The sequence below is a fragment of the Halobacteriovorax sp. HLS genome (assembly GCF_004006665.1).
GTDB lineage: Bacteria > Bdellovibrionota > Bacteriovoracia > Bacteriovoracales > Bacteriovoracaceae > Halobacteriovorax.
On record NZ_QOCL01000009.1, the window covers coordinates 210,757 to 231,165 of the forward strand.

The 20,409-nt window shown below is 35.0% G+C and carries 22 protein-coding genes; 8 read left to right on the forward strand and 14 right to left on the reverse strand.

The genetic code is table 11. The features are described 5' to 3' along the window. Window positions 1–9: 9 nt before the first annotated feature. Window positions 10–573 carry a hypothetical protein gene (locus tag DPQ89_RS10550; protein WP_127716903.1) on the forward strand — a complete coding sequence of 188 codons (564 nt, stop codon included), beginning with the start codon at window positions 10–12 and terminating at the stop codon, window positions 571–573. Further along, a complete protein-coding gene (locus DPQ89_RS10555; RefSeq protein WP_127716904.1) occupies window positions 566–1,750 on the forward strand; it encodes a hypothetical protein in 1,185 nt (394 codons plus the stop codon). The genes DPQ89_RS10550 and DPQ89_RS10555 overlap by 8 nt, the downstream gene beginning before the upstream one ends. Here the strand turns inward: DPQ89_RS10555 and DPQ89_RS10560 are convergent. The 3 genes from DPQ89_RS10560 to DPQ89_RS10570 all read right to left on the reverse strand — a co-directional run bounded on the left by DPQ89_RS10560 (window position 1,736) and on the right by DPQ89_RS10570 (window position 5,206). Next, window positions 1,736–2,803 carry a hypothetical protein gene (locus tag DPQ89_RS10560; RefSeq protein WP_127716905.1) on the reverse strand — a complete coding sequence of 356 codons (1,068 nt, stop codon included), beginning with the start codon at window positions 2,801–2,803 and terminating at the stop codon, window positions 1,736–1,738. The two genes, DPQ89_RS10555 and DPQ89_RS10560, sit on opposite strands and share 15 nt — an antisense overlap. A gap of 83 nt (window positions 2,804–2,886) precedes the next feature. After that, window positions 2,887–3,858 (reverse strand): HD-GYP domain-containing protein, encoded by a 972-nt coding sequence (locus DPQ89_RS10565; protein ID WP_127716906.1) that lies wholly within the window; start codon window positions 3,856–3,858, stop codon window positions 2,887–2,889. A gap of 10 nt (window positions 3,859–3,868) precedes the next feature. Continuing rightward, the gene (locus tag DPQ89_RS10570) at window positions 3,869–5,206 is read right to left on the reverse strand and encodes a DUF5690 family protein (protein WP_206611162.1); all 1,338 of its coding nucleotides are present in this window, start codon (window positions 5,204–5,206) and stop codon (window positions 3,869–3,871) included. 126 nt (window positions 5,207–5,332) lie between these two features. Between DPQ89_RS10570 and DPQ89_RS10575 the strand changes: the two genes are divergently transcribed. Then, entirely contained in the window at window positions 5,333–6,157 is an 825-nt protein-coding gene (locus DPQ89_RS10575; protein WP_127716907.1) for a DUF5718 family protein, read from the forward strand. Here DPQ89_RS10575 and DPQ89_RS10580 read toward each other — a convergent pair. The 6 genes from DPQ89_RS10580 to DPQ89_RS10605 all read right to left on the reverse strand — a co-directional run bounded on the left by DPQ89_RS10580 (window position 6,137) and on the right by DPQ89_RS10605 (window position 10,085). Next, window positions 6,137–6,499: a hypothetical protein gene (locus DPQ89_RS10580; RefSeq protein WP_127716908.1), complete on the reverse strand. Its 363-nt coding sequence runs from the start codon at window positions 6,497–6,499 to the stop codon at window positions 6,137–6,139. The genes DPQ89_RS10575 and DPQ89_RS10580 overlap by 21 nt on opposite strands. After that, a complete protein-coding gene (locus DPQ89_RS10585; protein ID WP_127716909.1) occupies window positions 6,499–7,185 on the reverse strand; it encodes a 1-acyl-sn-glycerol-3-phosphate acyltransferase in 687 nt (228 codons plus the stop codon). Before DPQ89_RS10585 ends, DPQ89_RS10580 begins: the two co-directional genes overlap by 1 nt. 3 nt (window positions 7,186–7,188) lie before the next feature. Then, the gene (locus DPQ89_RS10590) at window positions 7,189–8,145 is read right to left on the reverse strand and encodes a phosphatidate cytidylyltransferase (RefSeq protein WP_127716910.1); all 957 of its coding nucleotides are present in this window, start codon (window positions 8,143–8,145) and stop codon (window positions 7,189–7,191) included. Next, complete coding sequence (locus DPQ89_RS10595) at window positions 8,139–8,780, reverse strand: CDP-alcohol phosphatidyltransferase family protein (RefSeq protein WP_127716911.1); 642 nt, start codon at window positions 8,778–8,780, stop codon at window positions 8,139–8,141. Before DPQ89_RS10595 ends, DPQ89_RS10590 begins: the two co-directional genes overlap by 7 nt. A gap of 107 nt (window positions 8,781–8,887) precedes the next feature. Continuing rightward, entirely contained in the window at window positions 8,888–9,310 is a 423-nt protein-coding gene (locus DPQ89_RS10600; RefSeq protein ID WP_127716912.1) for an MAPEG family protein, read from the reverse strand. Window positions 9,311–9,356: 46 nt separating this feature from the next. Beyond that, window positions 9,357–10,085, reverse strand: coding sequence for a MipA/OmpV family protein (locus DPQ89_RS10605; protein ID WP_127716913.1), 729 nt, complete (start codon window positions 10,083–10,085; stop codon window positions 9,357–9,359). A gap of 46 nt (window positions 10,086–10,131) precedes the next feature. Here DPQ89_RS10605 and DPQ89_RS10610 point away from each other — a divergent pair, with 46 nt between their 5' ends. Then, complete coding sequence (locus tag DPQ89_RS10610) at window positions 10,132–10,524, forward strand: HIT domain-containing protein (protein WP_127716914.1); 393 nt, start codon at window positions 10,132–10,134, stop codon at window positions 10,522–10,524. On the opposite strand, the gene DPQ89_RS10615 is transcribed toward DPQ89_RS10610, so the two are convergent. Then, complete coding sequence (locus DPQ89_RS10615; RefSeq protein WP_164848353.1) at window positions 10,508–11,512, reverse strand: M14 family zinc carboxypeptidase; 1,005 nt, start codon at window positions 11,510–11,512, stop codon at window positions 10,508–10,510. The genes DPQ89_RS10610 and DPQ89_RS10615 overlap by 17 nt on opposite strands. Before the next feature lie 68 nt (window positions 11,513–11,580). On the opposite strand from DPQ89_RS10615, the gene DPQ89_RS10620 reads away from it, so the two are divergent. Further along, the gene (locus tag DPQ89_RS10620; RefSeq protein ID WP_127716916.1) at window positions 11,581–12,216 is read left to right on the forward strand and encodes an HD domain-containing protein; all 636 of its coding nucleotides are present in this window, start codon (window positions 11,581–11,583) and stop codon (window positions 12,214–12,216) included. Here the strand turns inward: DPQ89_RS10620 and DPQ89_RS10625 are convergent. Continuing rightward, entirely contained in the window at window positions 12,208–13,791 is a 1,584-nt protein-coding gene (locus DPQ89_RS10625; RefSeq protein ID WP_127716917.1) for an ABC-F family ATP-binding cassette domain-containing protein, read from the reverse strand. The two genes, DPQ89_RS10620 and DPQ89_RS10625, sit on opposite strands and share 9 nt — an antisense overlap. Window positions 13,792–13,906: 115 nt before the next feature. Between DPQ89_RS10625 and DPQ89_RS10630 the strand changes: the two genes are divergently transcribed. Beyond that, window positions 13,907–14,590 carry a hypothetical protein gene (locus DPQ89_RS10630; RefSeq protein WP_127716918.1) on the forward strand — a complete coding sequence of 228 codons (684 nt, stop codon included), beginning with the start codon at window positions 13,907–13,909 and terminating at the stop codon, window positions 14,588–14,590. Here the strand turns inward: DPQ89_RS10630 and DPQ89_RS10635 are convergent. Beyond that, entirely contained in the window at window positions 14,571–15,338 is a 768-nt protein-coding gene (locus tag DPQ89_RS10635) for an exodeoxyribonuclease III (protein ID WP_127716919.1), read from the reverse strand. The genes DPQ89_RS10630 and DPQ89_RS10635 overlap by 20 nt on opposite strands. A gap of 226 nt (window positions 15,339–15,564) precedes the next feature. Here DPQ89_RS10635 and DPQ89_RS10640 point away from each other — a divergent pair, with 226 nt between their 5' ends. After that, window positions 15,565–16,578 carry a YihY/virulence factor BrkB family protein gene (locus tag DPQ89_RS10640; RefSeq protein WP_127716920.1) on the forward strand — a complete coding sequence of 338 codons (1,014 nt, stop codon included), beginning with the start codon at window positions 15,565–15,567 and terminating at the stop codon, window positions 16,576–16,578. Here the strand turns inward: DPQ89_RS10640 and DPQ89_RS10645 are convergent. Further along, window positions 16,575–18,107 (reverse strand): phospholipase D family protein, encoded by a 1,533-nt coding sequence (locus tag DPQ89_RS10645; protein ID WP_127716921.1) that lies wholly within the window; start codon window positions 18,105–18,107, stop codon window positions 16,575–16,577. The two genes, DPQ89_RS10640 and DPQ89_RS10645, sit on opposite strands and share 4 nt — an antisense overlap. A 131-nt stretch (window positions 18,108–18,238) precedes the next feature. Continuing rightward, on the reverse strand, window positions 18,239–19,447 hold the full coding sequence (gene ilvA, locus DPQ89_RS10650) for a threonine ammonia-lyase (RefSeq protein ID WP_127716922.1): 1,209 nt from the start codon (window positions 19,445–19,447) through the stop codon (window positions 18,239–18,241). Between the two features lie 94 nt (window positions 19,448–19,541). Here ilvA and DPQ89_RS10655 point away from each other — a divergent pair, with 94 nt between their 5' ends. Then, complete coding sequence (locus DPQ89_RS10655) at window positions 19,542–20,390, forward strand: proline iminopeptidase-family hydrolase (RefSeq protein WP_127716923.1); 849 nt, start codon at window positions 19,542–19,544, stop codon at window positions 20,388–20,390. Window positions 20,391–20,409 lie beyond the last annotated feature (19 nt).

Below are 20,409 nucleotides of genomic sequence, written 5' to 3' on the forward strand. Positions count from 1 at the left end.
GGTTTCAATATGATTTTAGTTACAGGTTTCGAACCATTTCAGGGAAAGACGGTGAATGCTTCTATGAAGCTTGCAGAACTATTATCCTCAACAGATGTTAAAGTTCAGATACTACCAGTTGTTCATAAGAAGAGCTTCGAAAAATTATTAGAAGTTGTAGACAGTTCTATTTCCCACATTATTATGCTTGGAGAGGTGTCAGATAGAAGCTTTCTGAGCTTTGAAAAAAATGCATTTAATAAGTGTGATTATAGAATTGCTGACAATGAAGATAATATCATTAAGGGCATAGAAGTTGTAAAAAAGGGACCCTCAGTATTGCACAGTACAATTGATCTTAATCATCTCATGAATATACCTCTTGAGATTCCGCGTGAAATTTCTGATTGTGCAGGTCGATTTGTTTGTAATGAGATCTTCTATAGAGCGCTTCATTATTTCAATGACTCTGATATTAAAATTGGTTTCTTTCATGTTCCAAGTTCAATTGCTCTCAATGAACCTCAGCTCACGTTATATAAAGAGTCATTTTTGAAAATATTAAAAACATTAGGTTGTGATAAGAATGTTTAAATTCCTACGAAGAATTTTTCTATGTATTATTTTAATTTTGGCAATAATCTCTACTTCAATACAATTTGGTGCGGTAAACTTATTTCTAACTCCTTATTTGAAGGAAATATTCTCAAAGTATGTTCCGGAGTTACACATTTCTTCTATTTCTTATAATCTTTTTGATTTCTCTAGTTTTACAGTTAGAAATGTTCAGTACAAGAGAGAGAGTTTATTTTTAGAAGCAAGCGAAGTTTACGTTACAGTTGATTCATTAACTGAGTTGATTAAATCTTTAAGCTCTAATACCGAAATTATCTATAAAGAGCTCTTTCTAAATCTTGATGTTGAAATCTCTAATTTTGAATTTAATAAAAAGGGGTTGGGAAATATTCGTTTTCAGCTTCTTAAAGAAAGGGGAGAGAAGTTATATTTTAATAATTTTGTAATTGAAAAAATGAATCATAGCTTAGACCTCAACTTCTATGTTGATACTCTAAACGATAGATTACTCTTAGATTCTAATAAAGTAGATTTACTTTCAATTTTAAAATTGATCGATGAGAAATATTCTATCTCGGCGTTAGTTGATGTACATGTAGATTTGGATTGGACCAATGAATTCAGAGGAAAAGTAAGACTCTTTTCAGATGATTTCTATTTAAAAGGAATACAAGTCGATAAAATTATGGATACTTTCTCTAGGCCTGCTAAGACAGAGTTTTTAGATGTTGCAACTATCGTTGCTTTAGGCCCTATGGGGCTACTTACCACTAGTGCTACAAAAATGGGAGGAGATTTAATTCTTTACTCTGGGGGGGAGACGTATCTTTCTCAATTAGCAATTGATTTAGTTATTAATCAAAGTGTTCTAACTTTTGAAGATGTGGCCTTCGCCACTAAGAAGAACAGGGCGGCTTTAATAGGGAAGATTAATCTAGATACTCTTTCATTAGTAGAGACAACATTTTATATTCTTGATACTAATGATTGTGCTCTTATTTCTCAGGATATTAAGGGAACTATCCTCGCACCAAAGGTTCAACCTACAGTTACACTGATAAACTCTCTTATTTCTCCACTGGTTAGTTTTGCAAAGAAAGCATCACCTCTTTCTTGTAAGAAAGTTTATTCAGGTAAGGTGAAGCCTCCCCAGAAAAATAGTAGAGGGAAATTTCTCTTCTTAAAGACAGAATGATTCAAGAGAGAAGTCTTCAGGCTGAATATCCTCGAATTTCTTTTTTAACCACTCTTTTTCATAAATTTTATTTTTAGAAATACTTTTAAATGAGTGGTAGAATTCCCTTTGTCTAACCACAAAAGGTGAATCTAGTTTTTTACACTCGTTGCGTCTTTCAAAAGTTTTAACGACAGACTCATTCCATTTCTTTTGTGTGAAAAGAGAATTATTCCAAGACTCATCCCAATTTGGATTTACGTAATCTTTGACTGTAAAATCTTTCAACTTTATGAATTCCCACTTTTCACCATCAAAGAAGAGTTTAACTTTAGAATCTTCACTACATAATGAGCGAGTAAAAACTAGACCTTGATAGTTGGCCTCTAGGTCTGCTCGACTAAATACTTTTGTAAGTAGCATCCCAACATAACTTTTTTCAGATCTATGGCCATAATGAAGTACTTTATTTAAGGCCTCATCATAACTTCTTCCCTTATTCATTAAGTTATAAATTTTTTTTAAGTAGCGAGCCCCAAAGGATGTGAAGTGTCCAAACTTATCGGCCCCTACATAGACACCATAGATATTCACAATTCTTGAAAGTGGGCTGTTGAGTGGACTTTTTTGAACAATACTTTCTTTTAGATATTCATCATCAGTCATATATCCATTTTCAACTGTTTGGTTTAATTCTTGTCTTGCTTCTTCCGATTTTAAAGGTCTTCTTGGATAAGTATCTAGTTCCTTACTATTATCAATAAAGCCTTCTATTTTTTGATAAGTAGGAGAATAGAAGGCCTCTTTCATAATTTTATGGGCCACTAATTCACAGCTATCATACCACTTGGCAATTACTTTTTTTCTTCTAGCAGATCGAGGATGAACTCTTACAAATTGATATTTATTTTCATTTATGACTTGGATAGACTTTTGTAAGTTTTCATAAATATACTTATCCACCAACTTTCCTGAATCTCTAAGCTCAACACCCCAGGCGAGATAGTTATCAACCTCTCTGGAGTTAACGTGAGTTGAGGCCAATATAAAGAATATAAGTATCAGATTTTTCATATATATCATTAGAAATTACTAACATTTGAAAGAGCGGAGTTAAAGGAATTTTGGTTATGAATTATAGGAATTGTAAAATTTTCTTAGAGAATATGAACTAACTTTAGTCCATCTGTACACCTTTCAACCATTTCAGGGTTAAAGTTCTTTCCTCTATCGTATTCAATGACTTTAATTGCCATTTTAAACATTTCTTTTTCTGACTTTTGTGAATTTTCAGTGCATGAATTATCAAATATATTTGCAAGGGAAATAAGTTGAGAAAACACTGATATTTCTTCACCTTTTAATCCATGAGGATATCCTTTTCCATTAAATTGCTCGTGATGTTGCTCTACTATTGAGGCAACTTCTGAATTTATGAAACTCATCTCTCGAATTGCTGATGCACCTTTTATAGGGTGAAATTCCATGGCCTGTTTGTAAAGATTGCTCTGAGGATTTTCAAGGACATTGTCTGGGATTTTAACCTTTCCATAATCATGCAATAGTGCGCTCATATATATAGTTCTTAATTTTTCTGGCTCGCCGTGACCTAAGACCATTGCTAGGTAGATAGATAAATTCGCAGTATTAACGCTGTGATCTGCTATGGTCTGACTTCTCTTTGTAAGTTTTGCAAGGACAACTTTTGATTCATCTAGATTCTTGGCCTTATTGATGAAGCTTTCAACGTTATTTTGTAAATGTTCAACAAGTGCAGCATCCATTTTCTTACCAGCAAAGACTTGATAGACGGTCTCTTTCATTTCTTCCCTTGCTAAGGCCAATTCAGTATTTTCTACACCAACTTTTTGAATTGTTTCTTGGACAGACTCTTCTTTCTTGGTCTTTAGCCACTCCATAAAAATTTCAATATCTTTGATTAGGATATAGATTTCTTGAATATCGCTACTTAGAAATTGATCATACTTTGCTGCACTTATTACTTCGCCTGTATTTTTATACTTTATAAACTTCTGATTAATAAGCAAGTAAATGTCACAGCATAATACAACATCTGGATAGAATTTAGACAATGGGACGGCTACATGACTCTGTTCAGCTTTACTCATTTTTCCCACTTTATACTAATACTTCATTATTCTTAGTTTCTACTTGCGGATCTTCATCATTATCTTTTCTTCTAGATACTTTATATTCAAAATATATATAAGAAAGAGCAAAGCAGAATGTACAGATAATCGACGTTGCGTAGCTTAATTTTATGAAAAAATTCAACCAAGAAATATCAGGATTACCAAAATTCTTAAATAACATTAAAGCGACGCTTCCTAAGTAACCAAAAGCATCTGTCATGTAAATCATAAAACCTGCTGTTCCAACAAAACCAACCGCTGCTATAAGCCTATCAAATAGAACGCAACCATACGGAACATATCCAAGATATAAACCGAGTCCTACTAGAATCATCCATGCTACTGGAGAAATTAATTCAAGTTGAAATGCAAAAGTACTGGCACCTATAATTACTGTTCCCGTGATCATTATATAATGTATAAAACGCATCGCTTTCTTATTGTCTTTGATGAGAAATAGAAGACCTAGACTAATAAGGACTATAATAATAATTGGAAGCTCACTTAAAGAGTAAATTGAGGCCTTACCTTGAAAACCAAGAGCATCCCATATCTCTCTTGCAAAATTATCTCTAAAGTCTCTATAGGCAGTTAGAAGCATATAAAGAACTGTTAGAGGAACCAGACCTTTGGCATAAGTCTTAAAAAATCTCCACCTCTCTGATCCATCCATCGGTGCTCTTTTTACTTTTAGTGCGATATCTTCCTTTGTCGGTTTAGGAAGTTTTGTTAATAGATATACTGCAAATAGAAACAGTGGCATGAACATTAGACCTGTTACAAAAGGCATCCACTGTTCACTAACACCATTGTCTAGATTTACTTTTCCAACTGTTTTAACAACTCCACTCGCAAGGATATAAGAAGCAGACATTCCTGCACCGAGAAGTTCGGAAGTTTTCCTACCTTCTAAAAATCCAAAGACCATTCCCCAAACCATACCTAGTGGTAATCCATTAAGAAAGAGACAGATTATTCCCCAAGGTTTAGGAAGAACACCAAAACCTAATAAAGTTAATTCCGCAAATGCTATAAGTAAAATGAGTGTGAGACCTCTTTTAGAACCACTTGTTTCAGATACGACCTTGATTCCTATAAATTTTGATAGTGTATAACCTAATACCTGAGAGATAATAAGGATAACTTTATAATCTACAATTAAGTCTAGTATCTCTACAGTTCCGTCAAATCTCCCTACTGAGAATGGTTTTCTAAACGCATACATTGAGAAGTAGGCGCAAAAGGCCGCAACAATTGCGTAACTATTAAAAACAAACGGATGTGCACTTTCTAACCATGAGGTTAATTTAGACTTCTTGCTCACTTTATATCCTTTATCAATTTATAGTTATATTCTGCCTTAAGAGTGTGTTTAGATCAAATGAATAGCTTTCTTGATATGAAATGAAAGATTGAGTACAATTATTGAAATATTAGGATGGGAATTATTATGAGTTATGAAAACTACTTTGGCATTGGTGTTGCGGGAAATTTTACGGGTCATCTTGAACAGGCCAATGAGGCAAAAGACTTTGAAGAAATTAAGGTTTCTGATGCAAACCAGCCAAAGGCCATCTTTCCATTTTATATGCCAAAGTTAGAGGGAAGCTTCTTAAGTATATATCCTCTCAGCTCTAATTCAATTGCTCTTCCTACAGAAGCTTTTGATGTTCAAATTGAGCCAGAAGTTGCTCTTATATGCGATGTTAAATATGTAGATGGTAAAGTAAGTGTGCTAAAGCCTACACATTTTAGTGCTTATAATGACTGCTCAATTCGAAGAGCTGATGCAAAGAAAATTAGCCATAAGAAAAATTGGGGAAGTAATACGAAAGGAATTAGTTCTGATCTGATTGCTATTGATAGTTATGACTCTAAAGGAATTTTGGAGAATTTTTCAATAGCCAGCTTCCACGAGAGCGACAACAAAATACATCAATATGGTGAAACTAGTGAAGTTGCAAGTTATAGTTATAAGAATGAGCAACTGCTTGATTGGATTATTGATAGATTAAATCATCAAGAAGATATTGGACCTGCTGAAAATCTCTCTAAGTATTTAAGTGAAAGTGACTTTCCACAGAAATGTATTATTAGTATTGGTGCGACAAGGTATACAAGCTATGGAGAGTCAAACTTTCTTAAAAAGGGTGATAAGAGTATTGTCGCGGTTTTTGATCATAGAGTTCTAACTATTGATGATGTTCTGCAATCTATTCAAAGTAGAGATTATGATAAGACTCAATTATCTCTTCTAATTCAGAACATTATTTGAATAGTAAGCAATAGTACTAATGCCTACTATTACGAGAGTTAGTCCAACTAATTGACCAATATTCCATGCTTCTTTATCTATAAGAATGCCTAGAATACATCCCCAAATAAATGTTGTGGCATACATTGGATAGGTCACAGAAATTTTTCCACCTAATTTGAATGCCCAAATAAATAATCCCATTACGAGTGTGAATAATGCGGCCCCAGTAATAATTTGCCAATTAAGATAGAGGGGAACTTCTTTTAATCTTTGAGAGCCGGCTTTGTACAAATACTGTCCAGCTGCCCCAACTAGAGCAGCAAGAAGGTTAATTAATATAGGGTATGTTTGATTTTCCATTACTTTAAATTCACAATATTGTTTTTCATATCTAATAGAATTTTCTCTATACTGTCATTTGCATTAACTCTAGTTGCTTTTCCTATTTGAACATTTGAATTATAAGGGATTGGCATCCCATCGCCCTTAGGCATAACTTTATCAAGACCATCTAGATAAATTGGTATGTATGGTATTTGAGGATTATTCTTTAGTAGAATGGCCACTCCTTTTTTAAAGTCTTGTAGGACTCCTGCTTCACCTCTAGAGCCTTCGGGAAATATGATTATAGAGCGACCACGTTTTAACATTCTATCGATGCTATTAATGGTTTCTCTACCTCCATTTTCTCTATTTATAAGCTTTGTATTAACCATAACTTTAAAAAATAAAGATGTTACACTGGTTTTTCCAAAGTAGTCTCCTGCTGCAACCGGGTGTACATATGGCAGAGACTTTGTTGGTAAAGAGGATAAGATGGCCATTGTATCAACATGAGAATTATGATTTGCGACAATTATGTACTGCTTTTCATTTCTTATGGCTTCATTACTAGAGAAAGTAGTACCAATAAACATTTTTAAAAAGGTTCTCATTCCTAATCTATAAATTAAAAATAGTAGAAATCTTCTATAATGAATAAATAGTGCTGAGGTTATATTAGAGATATAATCCTTCAATTCAAATTGATTAGTATTTTCAATCACACATTACTCCCAGCAAAAAAAGTGTATCAAATGCATAAATACAAGTGATGTATAAGTTAAAGAATCTATTCTATCCATAATTCCACCATGTCCTGGAATTGTATTTCCCATGTCTTTTATTCCGTAATCTCGTTTTATTGAAGAAACAACGACATCTCCACAAAAGCCAGTCACTGCTATCATAAAGCCCATGATTAGTGCTTGTTGTGAGTTTAGAGGCGTTAGAAATTTCAATAGATAGGCCAAAATTGTTGTTGAGAATACACCACCTAGAAATCCTTCCCAAGTTTTGTTTGGGCTAACTTTTGGAAGTATTTTTTTCTTGCCCAGAGTCTTTCCCCAGATAAATTGAAGAACATCATTAAATTGAGTTAAGAATATGAGATAAAGTAGTAGACCTCCATTTCCTGCACTAAAGCCAGGAAGTGGAGATTTATTCAATAGGAATGCAATATGGCTAATGCTAAACACAGTCAGCATTAGCGACCATTGAATAATTGAAAATGAGCGAGTTACGTTAACAGTATCTCCAGTAATAACTGCACGAAATGGAAGAATAAGAAAAATTATTACAGGAATGAAGATAATAAAAAGTCCGTAGTTGTTTTGATAGGCAAGGTAGAATTGTATCGGAATTGCTATATAGCACCAAAGCAGCATCCTTCTATCACTTAAGCGAAGATCCAGCGAAGATGTTAATTCCCTTAGTGCCAGAAAGCTTAAGTATGCAAGTCCACAAACAGCGACAGCTTTATTAATGAACATAGTGACCGTGAATATTGTGAATATTATCCACCATGAATTCGTTCTTTTTTTCAATTCTTCTAGTTTTGCTTTTGGGTTTACTTTTTCCCATACAAAGAAGAGTACCGTGAAAAATGTTAATAGACTTAGTATAACGCCGAGTACAGTCGTTACTTCATTTGTGAGTAGTCCATTTGGAAATAGTTTTTCTAACATTGCTGAGTACCTTTTAAGTCTTTGACTATTTTAGCTAGTCTCGTAAAACAGGTAACTAGCCCTCCAACAACTATAATCCATAATGAGATGTACAAAAGATTAAAGGTGATATCAAACTTAACTAATACTATATTTACAAGTGCACTGACTGTTAATATTGCCATTCTTTGAGGCTTTGCCATTATTCCACTAAAGTAGTTAGGGGACTTTAATGATGCTCCAAGAACTCTAATATAAGCAGTAAGTATCGCTACTGCTCCTCCTGTATAGGCCAGTGGTAGTGCCAAGAAGTGATCACTAACTGCATATCCTGCACCAACGATTATAAAAAAATCTGCAAATCTATCAGGTACGTCGTTAAAGATATCTCCTAAGACAGTTTTCTTATTATGTTCAACTGCAACCATTCCATCCATTAGGTTGCAAATAAGTCTAAGCTGAATAAAAAGGGCGGCTAAAAAAAGAGCTACAATAGAGTTAGAGTCTTTAGAATAGTAGAAAGATATCGCAGCTAATGCTGCAAAGAAAACACTTAGAAGTGATATTTGATTTGGTGTAATACCAAGCCCCGCCAATTTCTTTGCCATTGATTGGGCCCATTTAGCACTTCTTGTTTTGAGTGGTCGTCTTTGCATTATTTCTCCTTAGATATAAATAATATCCTATGAGAGGAGAAACCTTTATGAGATTGAACTTATTTCAATAAGTGAGTATTCTTTAGACAGTTTTTAACTGGTTGATTTTAAAGGGATAGTGCAACTTTGAAGGCCATTATGATCAATAAGACCCAACTTAGAGCATAGGCCACAAGCCTAGGTGTGACTTTGTTCACTGTAATGTGATTGGCAGTATGTAGTATTCTTGTAGCAACATAGGTCCACGCAATAAAGAGAAGAGTTTGATCTACAACTTTTGCACTTAGTGCAAAGGCACATAGAAAGTAAAAAAGAGTAGGACTCTCTTGTAAGTTAGAAAAATTTCTAGAAGCTTGAACGATGAGATTTGGCTCTCTAGCTTCTGTATTATAGGTTTTATAGTATCTGACATCTACTTCTTTAGCTTTGATAGACTTTACTCTTCTAATAAACATTGTAAGTAGTACAAGCCCAGTTAAAAGAATTAGAACAAGACATGGAAAGAAAATAAGTGTTTGATTGAAGTTCATATATTAAGACTAACAAATGTTCTTTTATTGTCTAGTTTATTAATTGTTAAATTGTTACGACAAATAAAAAAACTGATGAGAATTGATCATTGCCGTTTACTATTGGAGAATTTGTGACTTCTGGGGGCAAGTTTCTATAAGTAAGCATGAATCTTATTGCCAGCCAATCAGTAGGTAAGAACATATTCCCCAGAGTTATTGCAGGCACCATACTTGTTGACTCACTAAAGCTATAGGGAGAAAATTCCACTGCCTCATGTGGAGCAATTCCGTAATAGTGATTCATAAAGTTCTCACTAAATTTCTCAACGCCAATTCTTGGCATGAAGATCCACCAATTTGTAAGTTTGAAAGGGAATATTAAATATGCATCAAAGATAGAGCCATTACTTTTTGAACTAATATCAGTATTGTAGCGTAAGTTTAGAATAAGTAGTCTTATACTGGCTCCGCCAAAGAAGCTGGGACCTCTTTTACTTACATACTGATTAACATACTCTGGACCAAAGTAACGTAGGTTTAATTTGAAATCGAATAGAGACTTATTTCCAAAGAAGCTATAACGTGCCCCTAAACCTCGAATTGCAAACTTTCCATATTCGAAGGATATAGCTGGGAAGGCAGTTCCTCCGTATTTTCCATTTTTAATCTTTTTTGAAGAGTCATTCTTTACAAAATTATTTGCATAGCTTATGCCAGCGCCAACTCCAAAGTTAAATTTATTCTTTGCAAGAGCTGGAGTTATAAATAGAAGAAGTAATAGAAGAATTTTCATTCATAGATTATAGTATAGAAAATAGATAAAAACGATGGAGTAATAAATGAAGATCAATGAAAGATTGGTTAATGATTCTGAGCATATAGCAAACCTGTGTCTGAGTGAACTTAGGCTCATTCGTGACGGTGAGCTCGATTGGTTTATGTTGATTCCTTTAAAAGATGGACTTACTGAATGGTTTGAACTTTCTCACGAGGATCAATGCAAGTTGAGCGAGGAAATTACTCTAGTATCTAAGCTTTTAAAAAGTGAAGATATAACGAAGGTAAATGTAGGTAGCTTGGGAAATGTCGTATCACAACTACACATTCATATTATTGGGAGAAAGAGTTCTGACCGAGCGTGGCCGAATGCTGTATGGGGAACTCAATCTCCGAACCCTTTCAATATGGAAAGGGTAGAGTATTGGAGAGAAAAATTTAGTAAAGAGCTTTAATGCTCTCTAAAACATCAAGGCCTTGCTGTTTAAGGTCTTGAATTGATCTATTTGCACTTAGTGAAATATCTCTTTGAGTTTCATGTGTAAGAGCATTAATACCAAATTCTCTTACAAGCATAATTCTTGCCATTTTGTGATGACCATTGGAGAGTTGAAAATTACCATCCTGGAATCGATCAAATCTTCCTAATGTGTCTATGAAGGACTGCTGAGTATTAAAAAACTCTTCTCCTTTAAAACTTTTCTTTACTCTATAAATAAAGTCTTCGGTAAATGAGCCATGCATATCTAGAGCTATAATAGGTTTATGATCATTTAGAAAAATTCTGTTAAGGTGTGTATGAATCTGTCCTACTTCATCTTTAGATCTTGACGAAGATACGTCCCAGACTCTGTTGAGATCTCTTCCTCTTTTATTATAGCGAACTCTATTTTCAGCTCCATCTGGATTGACCATTGGATAGAGAATTAACTGGAAAGAGTTATTTGCAGAAGAGTCACTAAGGAAGTTATTTAGAAAACCTTCAATGATCCAATTTGCAGTTCCTTCATCTCCATGATGACGACCAAACATAAGGATTGTTTTTTTCTTTTCTTCAATTTCTTTTGGGTAGATTGAGTAGAGACTTCTTCCTTGAATACTTTTTCCTACAATTTCGACAACGTAACCTAGTTGTTCTAAAATTTCTTTTTTCTCTTCGATATAAGTCTGTATTCTTTCATATCTATAATATTGAACATACCTATCGTCGTAGTCTTTCTTTATTTGCGGTTGATTTTTTTGAAGATGATAAATAGTGCTTGGACTTATAACTTTTATGTCCTTTAATTGTTGATAGGAACCATCACTTTGTTGATAATAAGTATTATCTAAGTCCATTGTTTGAAATGTTGAAAGTAGGTTCACTCCCGAAATTTTTGTTTCATGAACACAGACGGCATAGAGTGATTGAGTAATAAATAGGCATAGAAGAATTTTTTTCATAGCTTCATTATCTATGAAGCTTTGAAAACTTACCATTCATGTAAGGGTTTATAAGAAAAGAGGAAGGGATGAAAGATTTAGTTTACTGGGAAAATGAAATAGTCAACTACCTCAGAGGTTTAGAGTTTAGTGACTCTTCCCACGATTTAGCTCACTTTAAAAGAGTTTGGCATATGGCCAAGAGCTTTAGCGATGATGGTGCCGATCTTCTAGTTATTCTCGCTGCAAGTTATTTTCACGACCTTGTAAGTTACCCTAAGAATCATCCTGACCGTGCCCTCAGCTCTAGACATGCTGCAGACAAAGCAGTTGAAATCTTAGAACAGATGAGTTTTCCAAAAGATAAACTTGGGGACGTCGCTCACGCAATTGAGGCCCATTCCTATAGTGCAAATATTCGACCTTTAACTCATGAGGCGATGGTCGTGCAAGATGCTGATAGAATGGAGTCTCTTGGATGCATTGGTATCGCTAGGACATTCTATGTCTCGGGACTTATGAAGGGGAGTTTATTCAATTCGCAAGACCCTTTTGCGCAGAATAGAAGTCTTGATGATAAGAATTTTGCAGTTGATCACTTCTATACTAAACTACTAAAACTAGAAGAAACTATTTTAACATCAAAAGCAAGAGCGCTTGCAAAGAAGCGCTCAGATACTTTAAGACTATTTTTAAATCAACTGAAAGAAGAGCTTCTAGTCTAGCCCTAGGTACTCGTCATATGAAATATACTTATCATTTACAAGCTTCACGTCGATATCAATAATTCTATTGGCAACTGTTTGAATAAATTCGTGATCATGAGAAGTAAATAGTGCTGTTCCTGTGAACTTAACAAGTCCCTCATTTACAGCGGTAATACTTTCAAGATCGAGGTGATTAGTAGGTCCATCAAGAATCAGAACATTTGCTCCAGATAGCATCATCTTGGAGAGCATACATCTCACTTTCTCTCCACCTGAGAGAACATTTGTTTTCTTTAGGGCCTCTTCACCTGAAAAGAGCATTTTTCCTAAGAAACCGCGAACAAAAGACTCATCCTTGTTTTCAGAATATTGTCTTAACCAGTCTGTAATTGAGTATTTACCATCCATAAAGTATGAAGAGTTATCACTTGGAAAGTAGGCCTGAGTTGTAGTTACTCCCCATTCAAATGAACCTTGGTCGGCTTCAACTTCACCCATTAGAATTTGGAAAAGTGTCGTTTTTGCCACATCATTATCACCAAGGAAAATAACTTTATCACCTTTATTTAACGTGAACGAAATATTATCAAGAATTTTTTCTCCATCAATAGTCTTGCTAATACCGTCAACTCTAAGAAGTTCTTTACCTGCTTCTCTCGTTGGTTGAAAGTGAATATATGGATACTTTCTTGATGAAATTGGAAGATCTCCAATTTTAATTTTATCAAGTTGTTTTTGTCTCGATGTTGCTTGTTTCGATTTAGAGGCGTTGGCAGAAAATCTTTGGATAAAGCCTTTTAACTCTGCAACTTTATCTTCGGCCTTTCTTCTTTGGTCACTTCTTAGCTGAATTGCAAGTTCAGAAGCTTGTCTCCAGAAGTCATAGTTTCCAGCGTAAACACTAATTTTTCCAAAATCAATATCAGCAATGTGAGTACACACTTTATTTAAAAAGTGTCTATCGTGTGAAACAACAATAACTGTATTGCTAAAGTCTAGAAGAAAGTTCTCTAGCCATTGAATAGCTTTGATATCTAAGTGGTTGGTAGGCTCATCTAGTAATAAGACGTCAGGTTGTCCAAATAGAGATTGTGCTAAAAGTACCTTTACTTTTTCTGAACCAGTTAGGTCTTTCATGAACTTATCATGCATGTCCGTTCCAATACCTAAACCTGCAAGTAGTTGTGCGGCCTCAGATTCGGCTTCCCAACCATTTAGTTCTGCAAACTCTGCTTCAAGCTCAGCTGCTTTTACACCATCTTCATCACTGAAGTCTTCCTTCATATAGATCGCGTCTTTCTCAGTCATTATCCCATAAAGCTTTTGATTACCCATCAGAACAGTTTTTAAAACTTGATGTTCATCAAACGCAAAGTGATCCTGCTTTAGTACAGAAAGTCTCTCTCCAGGGCCCATATCAATAGTCCCCGTTTGGGCCTCAATATCTCCTGAAAGAATTTTGATAAAAGTTGATTTACCCGCCCCATTTGCTCCGATTAAACCATAGCAATTTCCTGGGACAAATTTAATATTTACTTCATCAAAAAGTTTTCTGCCACCAAAGGCCAAACTTATATTGTTAGCACTGATCATTGAGTAATCCTTGTATCTTAATTTTTGATTGTTTTATCAAAAAATAAGCGTTTAGTCACACTTTCGGCACGACAAAATCCTCACAAAATAGATTTAATTTGATAGAATAATCTCTATGTTATTTAAGTTAGTTATCTTATTGTCTTTGAGTTATCAGTGTCTAGGTGCTGATAAAGTGCGTATCGCCTATGCTCAAGTTATAGCTACTCTAGCACCGCAATATATAACTACTGTAGATAATATCTATCGAAATATAGGTCTAGAAGTAGAGAAGACTATTCTTCCATCGGCCAGAGGAATTAAGTATTTTGAGGATCGCTCTGTGGATGCACTCGGTGTGAGAATAAGAGGATATGAATTACTTAATCCTGATGCCGTTAGAATCGATGTAAATGTCCTAAATACACTAGAAACAAGAATATGGATTTTAAAGAAGAATCAGGAATCTTTCTCAAAACTTAAAAGTATAGATATTGTCGCAGTGAGAGGAGATATAGCACCAATCGTATTTGAAAAAAAACATAATATAAAAATAGATAACTTTGCTTCAACCATTGGTAACGCTTTAGAAATGCTCAAAAGGGAAAGAGTCAAAGGCATCCTCGTCTCAAAAGAAGTTTTGGCGTATTATCCTATTAAGAATGAACTAGTTCCTTATGGTGAACTTGTTGACATTCACTCCCTTCATCACTTTATTCATAAATCTAAAATTCACTTAAAAGAAAAACTTGAAGCTGAATTCCTAAGAGCGAAGGAGAAAGGGTTATTCGACTTTACTCCTAGAGCTTTAAAGAAATAGGGCAGTGATCACTTCCTAGCACATCAGTATGATGTTTGCAGGACTTAATCTTTTTAACAAGATCATCTGTTGTCCAAAAGTAGTCTATTCTCCATCCAATATTTCTTTCTCTACAGTCTCCTCGATAGGTCCACCATGTATAGTGACCGTTTTCTTGTGGAGTAAAGTGTCGGAAAATATCAGTGAAGCCTTGTTCTTGAAACTCATCCATCCACTCTCTTTCAATTTCTAAGAAGCCTGTTGATTTCTTATTCGTTTTAGGATTGGCCAGGTCTATTGGATGGTGAGCAGTATTATAGTCTCCTGTGATAATCACAGGCTTCTTCTTTTTCTTTTTTAATTCTAAGGCCCTCTTTGCAATGGCCCTAGAGTAGTTGAGCTTATAAGGAACTCTTGCATGATCTCTTTGTCCATTTGGAAAGTAGCAATTAAAGAGAATAAAATCATCAAACTCAGTAATGAGAGTTCTAGCTTCATCATCAAACTCTTCAATTCCTAGACCAATAGTATGCTTATGGTTAATTCCTTTTTTTACCCAAGTTGCTACACCTGAGTAACCTTTTTTCTTTGCAGAAACATATTGAGCATCATGATTTTTAGGATTAACGAGCTGATCACTTAACTGCTCAACCATTGCCTTTGTTTCTTGAAAACAGAGAATATCACCACGTGCTTTAAGGTACCAATCATATAGGCCTTTTTTCTCGCAGGCCCTGATTCCAGCAACGTTCCATGAATAAATCTGCATATATAAATCCTTTTATCTAAAAAATAGTGGTTGATAATATGTCACTTTTTTTATCTTCTGGCATTAGAAAATATATATGACTGCTACGATAGTCACTATAGGTTATAGAGGTGGCAATAATTTGGGTCTAGTTTTAGCCATTTCGCATATTACAACGATATCCTAAGTTGTTCAAATTACTTACTTTTAGGGGACGGGTAGCTAAAGAAACATATCTTGGAGCATAATGCAATCTATGGAAAATCAACAAAATAAGATACTTGTTATCGGTAAGAACTACGAAAGCTACAGCTATAAGCTAACTAGTGCCATTGTCTCTAAACTACTTAATGGATTCTTTCTCTTTAAAAAGAGAAAGGGTGAGATCCTAGCTGGAGCTACCACATTCTTTGCTGTGTTAAGTTTAATCCCATCACTATTATTATTTATATCAATTCTTGGATTTGTAACTGGTGATGTTGCTCAATCAAAGGCCATCGTTCTTGAAACGTTAAATTCTAATATTCCTCACCTTGCACCTTGGATTTTAAAGAGCATCTCCTCAATTGTAGAAGGTCAACTAAACTCTTCAACTTCTGCTAATCTGATGAATATAGCTTTTCTGGGCTATTCTCTTATTGGACTGGTTTCGGCCTTCATGTATGGCGTTCGAACTATTGGTAAAAAAGAAGCGAAGGGAGGGTTTATCATAGAGGATATAAAGTCTTTTTCGATTGGCTCAATTATGACGTTCTTTATGGGAGTTCTACTTATAATCTCTAATAAGACATTATTTAAAATGGTTTTTTTCTCAAAGGCGCAGAGTCTTCCGGAAGTGACTTCATTTCTATTTGATTATCAAGTTGTGCCTGTACTTCTTTCTCTTGGGTTCTTTACACTCTTTTATAGATTTTCAAACGGTAAGAAGATCTCGTACTCTAATTCTTTTTTAGGAGCAGTAGCATTTGTAGGGTGTTTCTTGGCCGGCAAATCTGGTTATTGGATTTATCTAAATTCTTCAAAGAGTGAATTGGCCCAGAACTATGGAAACTTCTATACTATTGTTATGGCGGCCGTTTGGATTTATTACTTAGTTTGTTCTTTCTTTTATGGAGCAAGTATTTCTAATCTTGATGAGAAAGAACTCTATACAATTAAACCTGTCGTTGGAAAGCAATCAAAGAGCGATCTTCCTCCTGAACTTCCAAGTGTGGCCGTTAAAGAGAACACGGCCACGGAATATTTTAAAAAGGTTTCTTAGAGTAAATCTTTTAAAAGAATTGAAGGAATGGCAATTGCATTCATAATGAACTTACTCATTCCTGTTGGATTTCCATAGACATCTGTTCTAATATCTTTAGAGTCAACGGACTCATGGTCACCAATAATTTTATATCCGGCTCGAGACCTTTCGTGAATACTTTCTCGTACTTCTGCAGTTAATTCTGGATTACCTTTACAAAAAAGGGCCATCTCAGAGTTATAAAAATTAGATCTATTATCTACATTATAAGTACCAATCATAACTTCGTTATTATCATAGATTTGTGTCTTAGAATGAGTTCCCCATTTTGCTTTCTTTACACCTTCTGAAATTGTTGGGTGTTTCGGAAACCATGTTCCGTTATGAATATATGGTACGACACCTTTTTCTTGCCACTTAAAAACATCTTTGTAAAAGTTTGCCGCCACATAGATCGCGTCTGTAGAGCCAAGACTATTAGTGTAGATTTCAATATCTACATTCTTATCGATAAGAGTATTCATAAGACTCTTTGTGTGACCATTATGAATAAAGTAAGGTGAAGAAACGATTATTTCAGAGGTTACATTTTCAATTTTTTGAGCGAAAACTTTTCTTAGTACTCTGAATTTATCAGTAAAATCACTTTCAATTCGTTTAGAGAATCTGGCCCCTGGAACATCTGCAGCATAAGTTGTTTGAGGGCAATTATACATTTTCTTTGAGTCAAGAATTGGTCTAGCTATTTCTTCGACCTTTTCTAGTAGATCTCTGTCTGCTTGGGTTTGAGTCAAAAATGCCTTTGCATTCTTCTGAGCACTTATAAAGTTTTTCATTCTTTGTTCGAATTGTCTCTTAAGTGCTCTTCTTCTTTCTGGTCTAAATCCTGCTGACATTTTTCTAGGAATTTCTGGCGTTTTAGGATTTTCAGTTACTTTATGTTTAAAGTATTCGTCAAATGATTCTCTCATTGCTTTTACAATAGTCCCTTTTACATATAGGTCTCTATCGAGAAAGTTGAAGTGTTCTGAAAGATCAAAGTAATCATCTCCAATATTTCTTCCTCCTGTTATCGCTTCAATATCATCAATAACAAATAGTTTTCTATGTGATCTAAATTGAGCTGTTGATAACTGTAGGGCAGAAGCATCGTTATAAAATCTTAGATCGACACCGACTTCTCTAAGTTCTTTTGCAATATGTGCATCAAGAGCGAAAACAGGAAGAGATTTATCAACCAACATTCTGACTTTTACACCTCTTTTTGCGGCCTCTACAAGTGCTTGTGTTAAAACTCTTCCGGCCCTATCTTGATTATAAATAAAATATTCAACTTCTATACTTTTCTTCGCTCTTTTGATCATATCTAAACGAAGTAGAAGAGAGGCGATCCCACTATTTGAAACCATCATTTCATTGCTCACACTATTTTGCATAGATGCCACTTGCTCTTGGTAGAAAGGGTATTTGAGAGCAGAGTTTTCGTCTGCTGAACTCAATGGTCCTGTGAGCATTAATAGAGAGAGTGCGATGGTCTGCAATTTCATAAGAGTTCCTTTTAAATAAATTTCTCTTATTTTATGTTGGTTTCGTCCCTAGATGGGCTGAGTGAGTAGGATTTTCAGGGGGTGTTATAAACCTAGACACCCTCGGGGAGATGCCTAAGTGCTTAACTTTATTAGGTTTTTTTGACTGTTAGACCATGCTCTTTAATAGCTTTGGTAATTTCTTTAATATGATTATGTCCCTTTGTCTCTAAAGTGAAATGAACTGCTGTCTCTCCCAAGTGAGTATTGGAGAAGGTTCTATTATGATAAATATCGACAATATTTGCACCAAACTTTGCAACAATTGAAGATATATCAGAAATAATACCAGGAGAGTCTGGAACTATTATTTTTAGAGTGACTAGTCTTCCATCTTCGGAAAGACCTCTTTCTAGAACTTTTGATAGAAAGTTAATATCGATATTTCCACCAGAGACGACAACGCCAACTTTCTTACCTGTAATATCACTAATCTTTCCATGGGCCACTGCTGAAAATGCAGCGGCTCCTGCACCTTCAACAAGAACTTTTTCAATTTCTAAGAGTTTCATTATTGAGTGTGCCATCTCTACCTCAGAGACAGTCACAATTTCATCTACAAGTTGTGAAACAATATTGAATGTATTTTCTTGTACTGTCGTTACTGCAATACCATCAGCGATTGTTTTACACTTTTCGATCTGAACTATCTTCTTTTGCTCTACGCTGGTTTTCATTGCCGCCATTTGTTCGGCCTCTACACCAATGATTCTAATCTTTGGATTTAACTTCTTTAATGCAATGGCAATACCCGAGATGAGACCACCTCCGCCGATTGGTACGACAAGAACATCTAGGTTAGGATGATCTTCATGAATCTCTAGGCCAATAGTTCCCTGACCCGCGATTATGTGATCGTCATTAAAAGGGTGAATAAATGTAAGCTTCTTCTTCTTTTGTATTTCGAGGGCCTTCTCGTAAGCATCATCATAGAAGAGACCGTGAAGAATGACATTTGCTCCGAATTTCTTGGTTCCTTGTATTTTAGATAGTGGAGTTGTTTCGGGCATAACTATAGTTGCTTTTATGCCTAACTTCTTGGCCGCGAGTGCCACTCCTTGAGCGTGGTTTCCTGCCGAAGATGCAATTACCCCTCGTAACTTTTCTTCATCACTAAGTTGAGAAAGTCTATTAAGTGCGCCTCTCACTTTATAAGCGCCAGTTAGTTGTAGATTCTCTAGCTTTAAGAAAACTTTGCAATCTACTATAGTACTAAGAGTACTAGAATAGGTGCATGGCGTTCTTATTATCTCGTCTTTGATTCTATCGTGGGCTGATTGTATATCTTCAAATTGAACCATAATTTCCTCTTCGTTTTACAATATTCTAGTCCAGATTTCTTTACCGGCAAAGTGTTACGCGTTATTCTAGTGCATATTTAAAAAAGGATAAATAATGGCAAAGATTAAGCATAAATTTGGAACAACTTACTATGAAAAAAAAGGCAGAAAGAATAAGACTCCTATCGTGTGTCTGCATGGAGGGCCAGGGGGAACATCTAAAAACTTGAGGCCTATGCTTGAACTCTCTGATGAGCGTCAGGTTTATATCTATGACCAAATCGGCGGTGGAAAGAGTAGTGAAATTGAGCAAAAACTTTGGAAGATTGAAACATTTGTCGAAGAACTAGATATACTAATTAAAGAGTGGGGCTTAGATGAGTTCTATTTAATGGGTGGATCATGGGGAACGACACTCGCTCTTGAGTATTACCTTAGAAAGAAGAATAATAAAATTAAAGGGCTTATTTTTCAATCACCAATGTTTAGTGCAAAAGATTGGCAAAGGGACGCCAATGATCTAATTGCTAAACTTCCAAAGAAAACGAAGAAAGTTATAAGTTTTTGTCATCAAATAGGGGCGACTGATTCTAAGGTTTATAAAGAAGCGATGATGGAGTACTACTCTCGTCATGTATTTAGAAATAAAAAGAAGTTATTAGAAAGGTCTGCTAAGAATACTAATGAACATGGTGAAAAAGTTTATATGCACATGTGGGGACCAAGTGAATTTATGGCAACTGGAACTCTTAAAAAATATACAAGAGTTAAAGATTTAGGAAAAATTTCTATTCCAACTTTATTTATTTGTGGATTTTATGACGAGGCCAGACCAAGTACGGCGAAGAAGTATGTTGCAAAAATTAAAGATGCTAGATTGTCGGTAATTAAAGGAGCTTCACATGCGATACTTTCCGAAAGGCCAAAAGAGATGCTAAAAGTCGTAAAGAAATTCTTAGATTAGTGTAAAGATCAGCTGCACA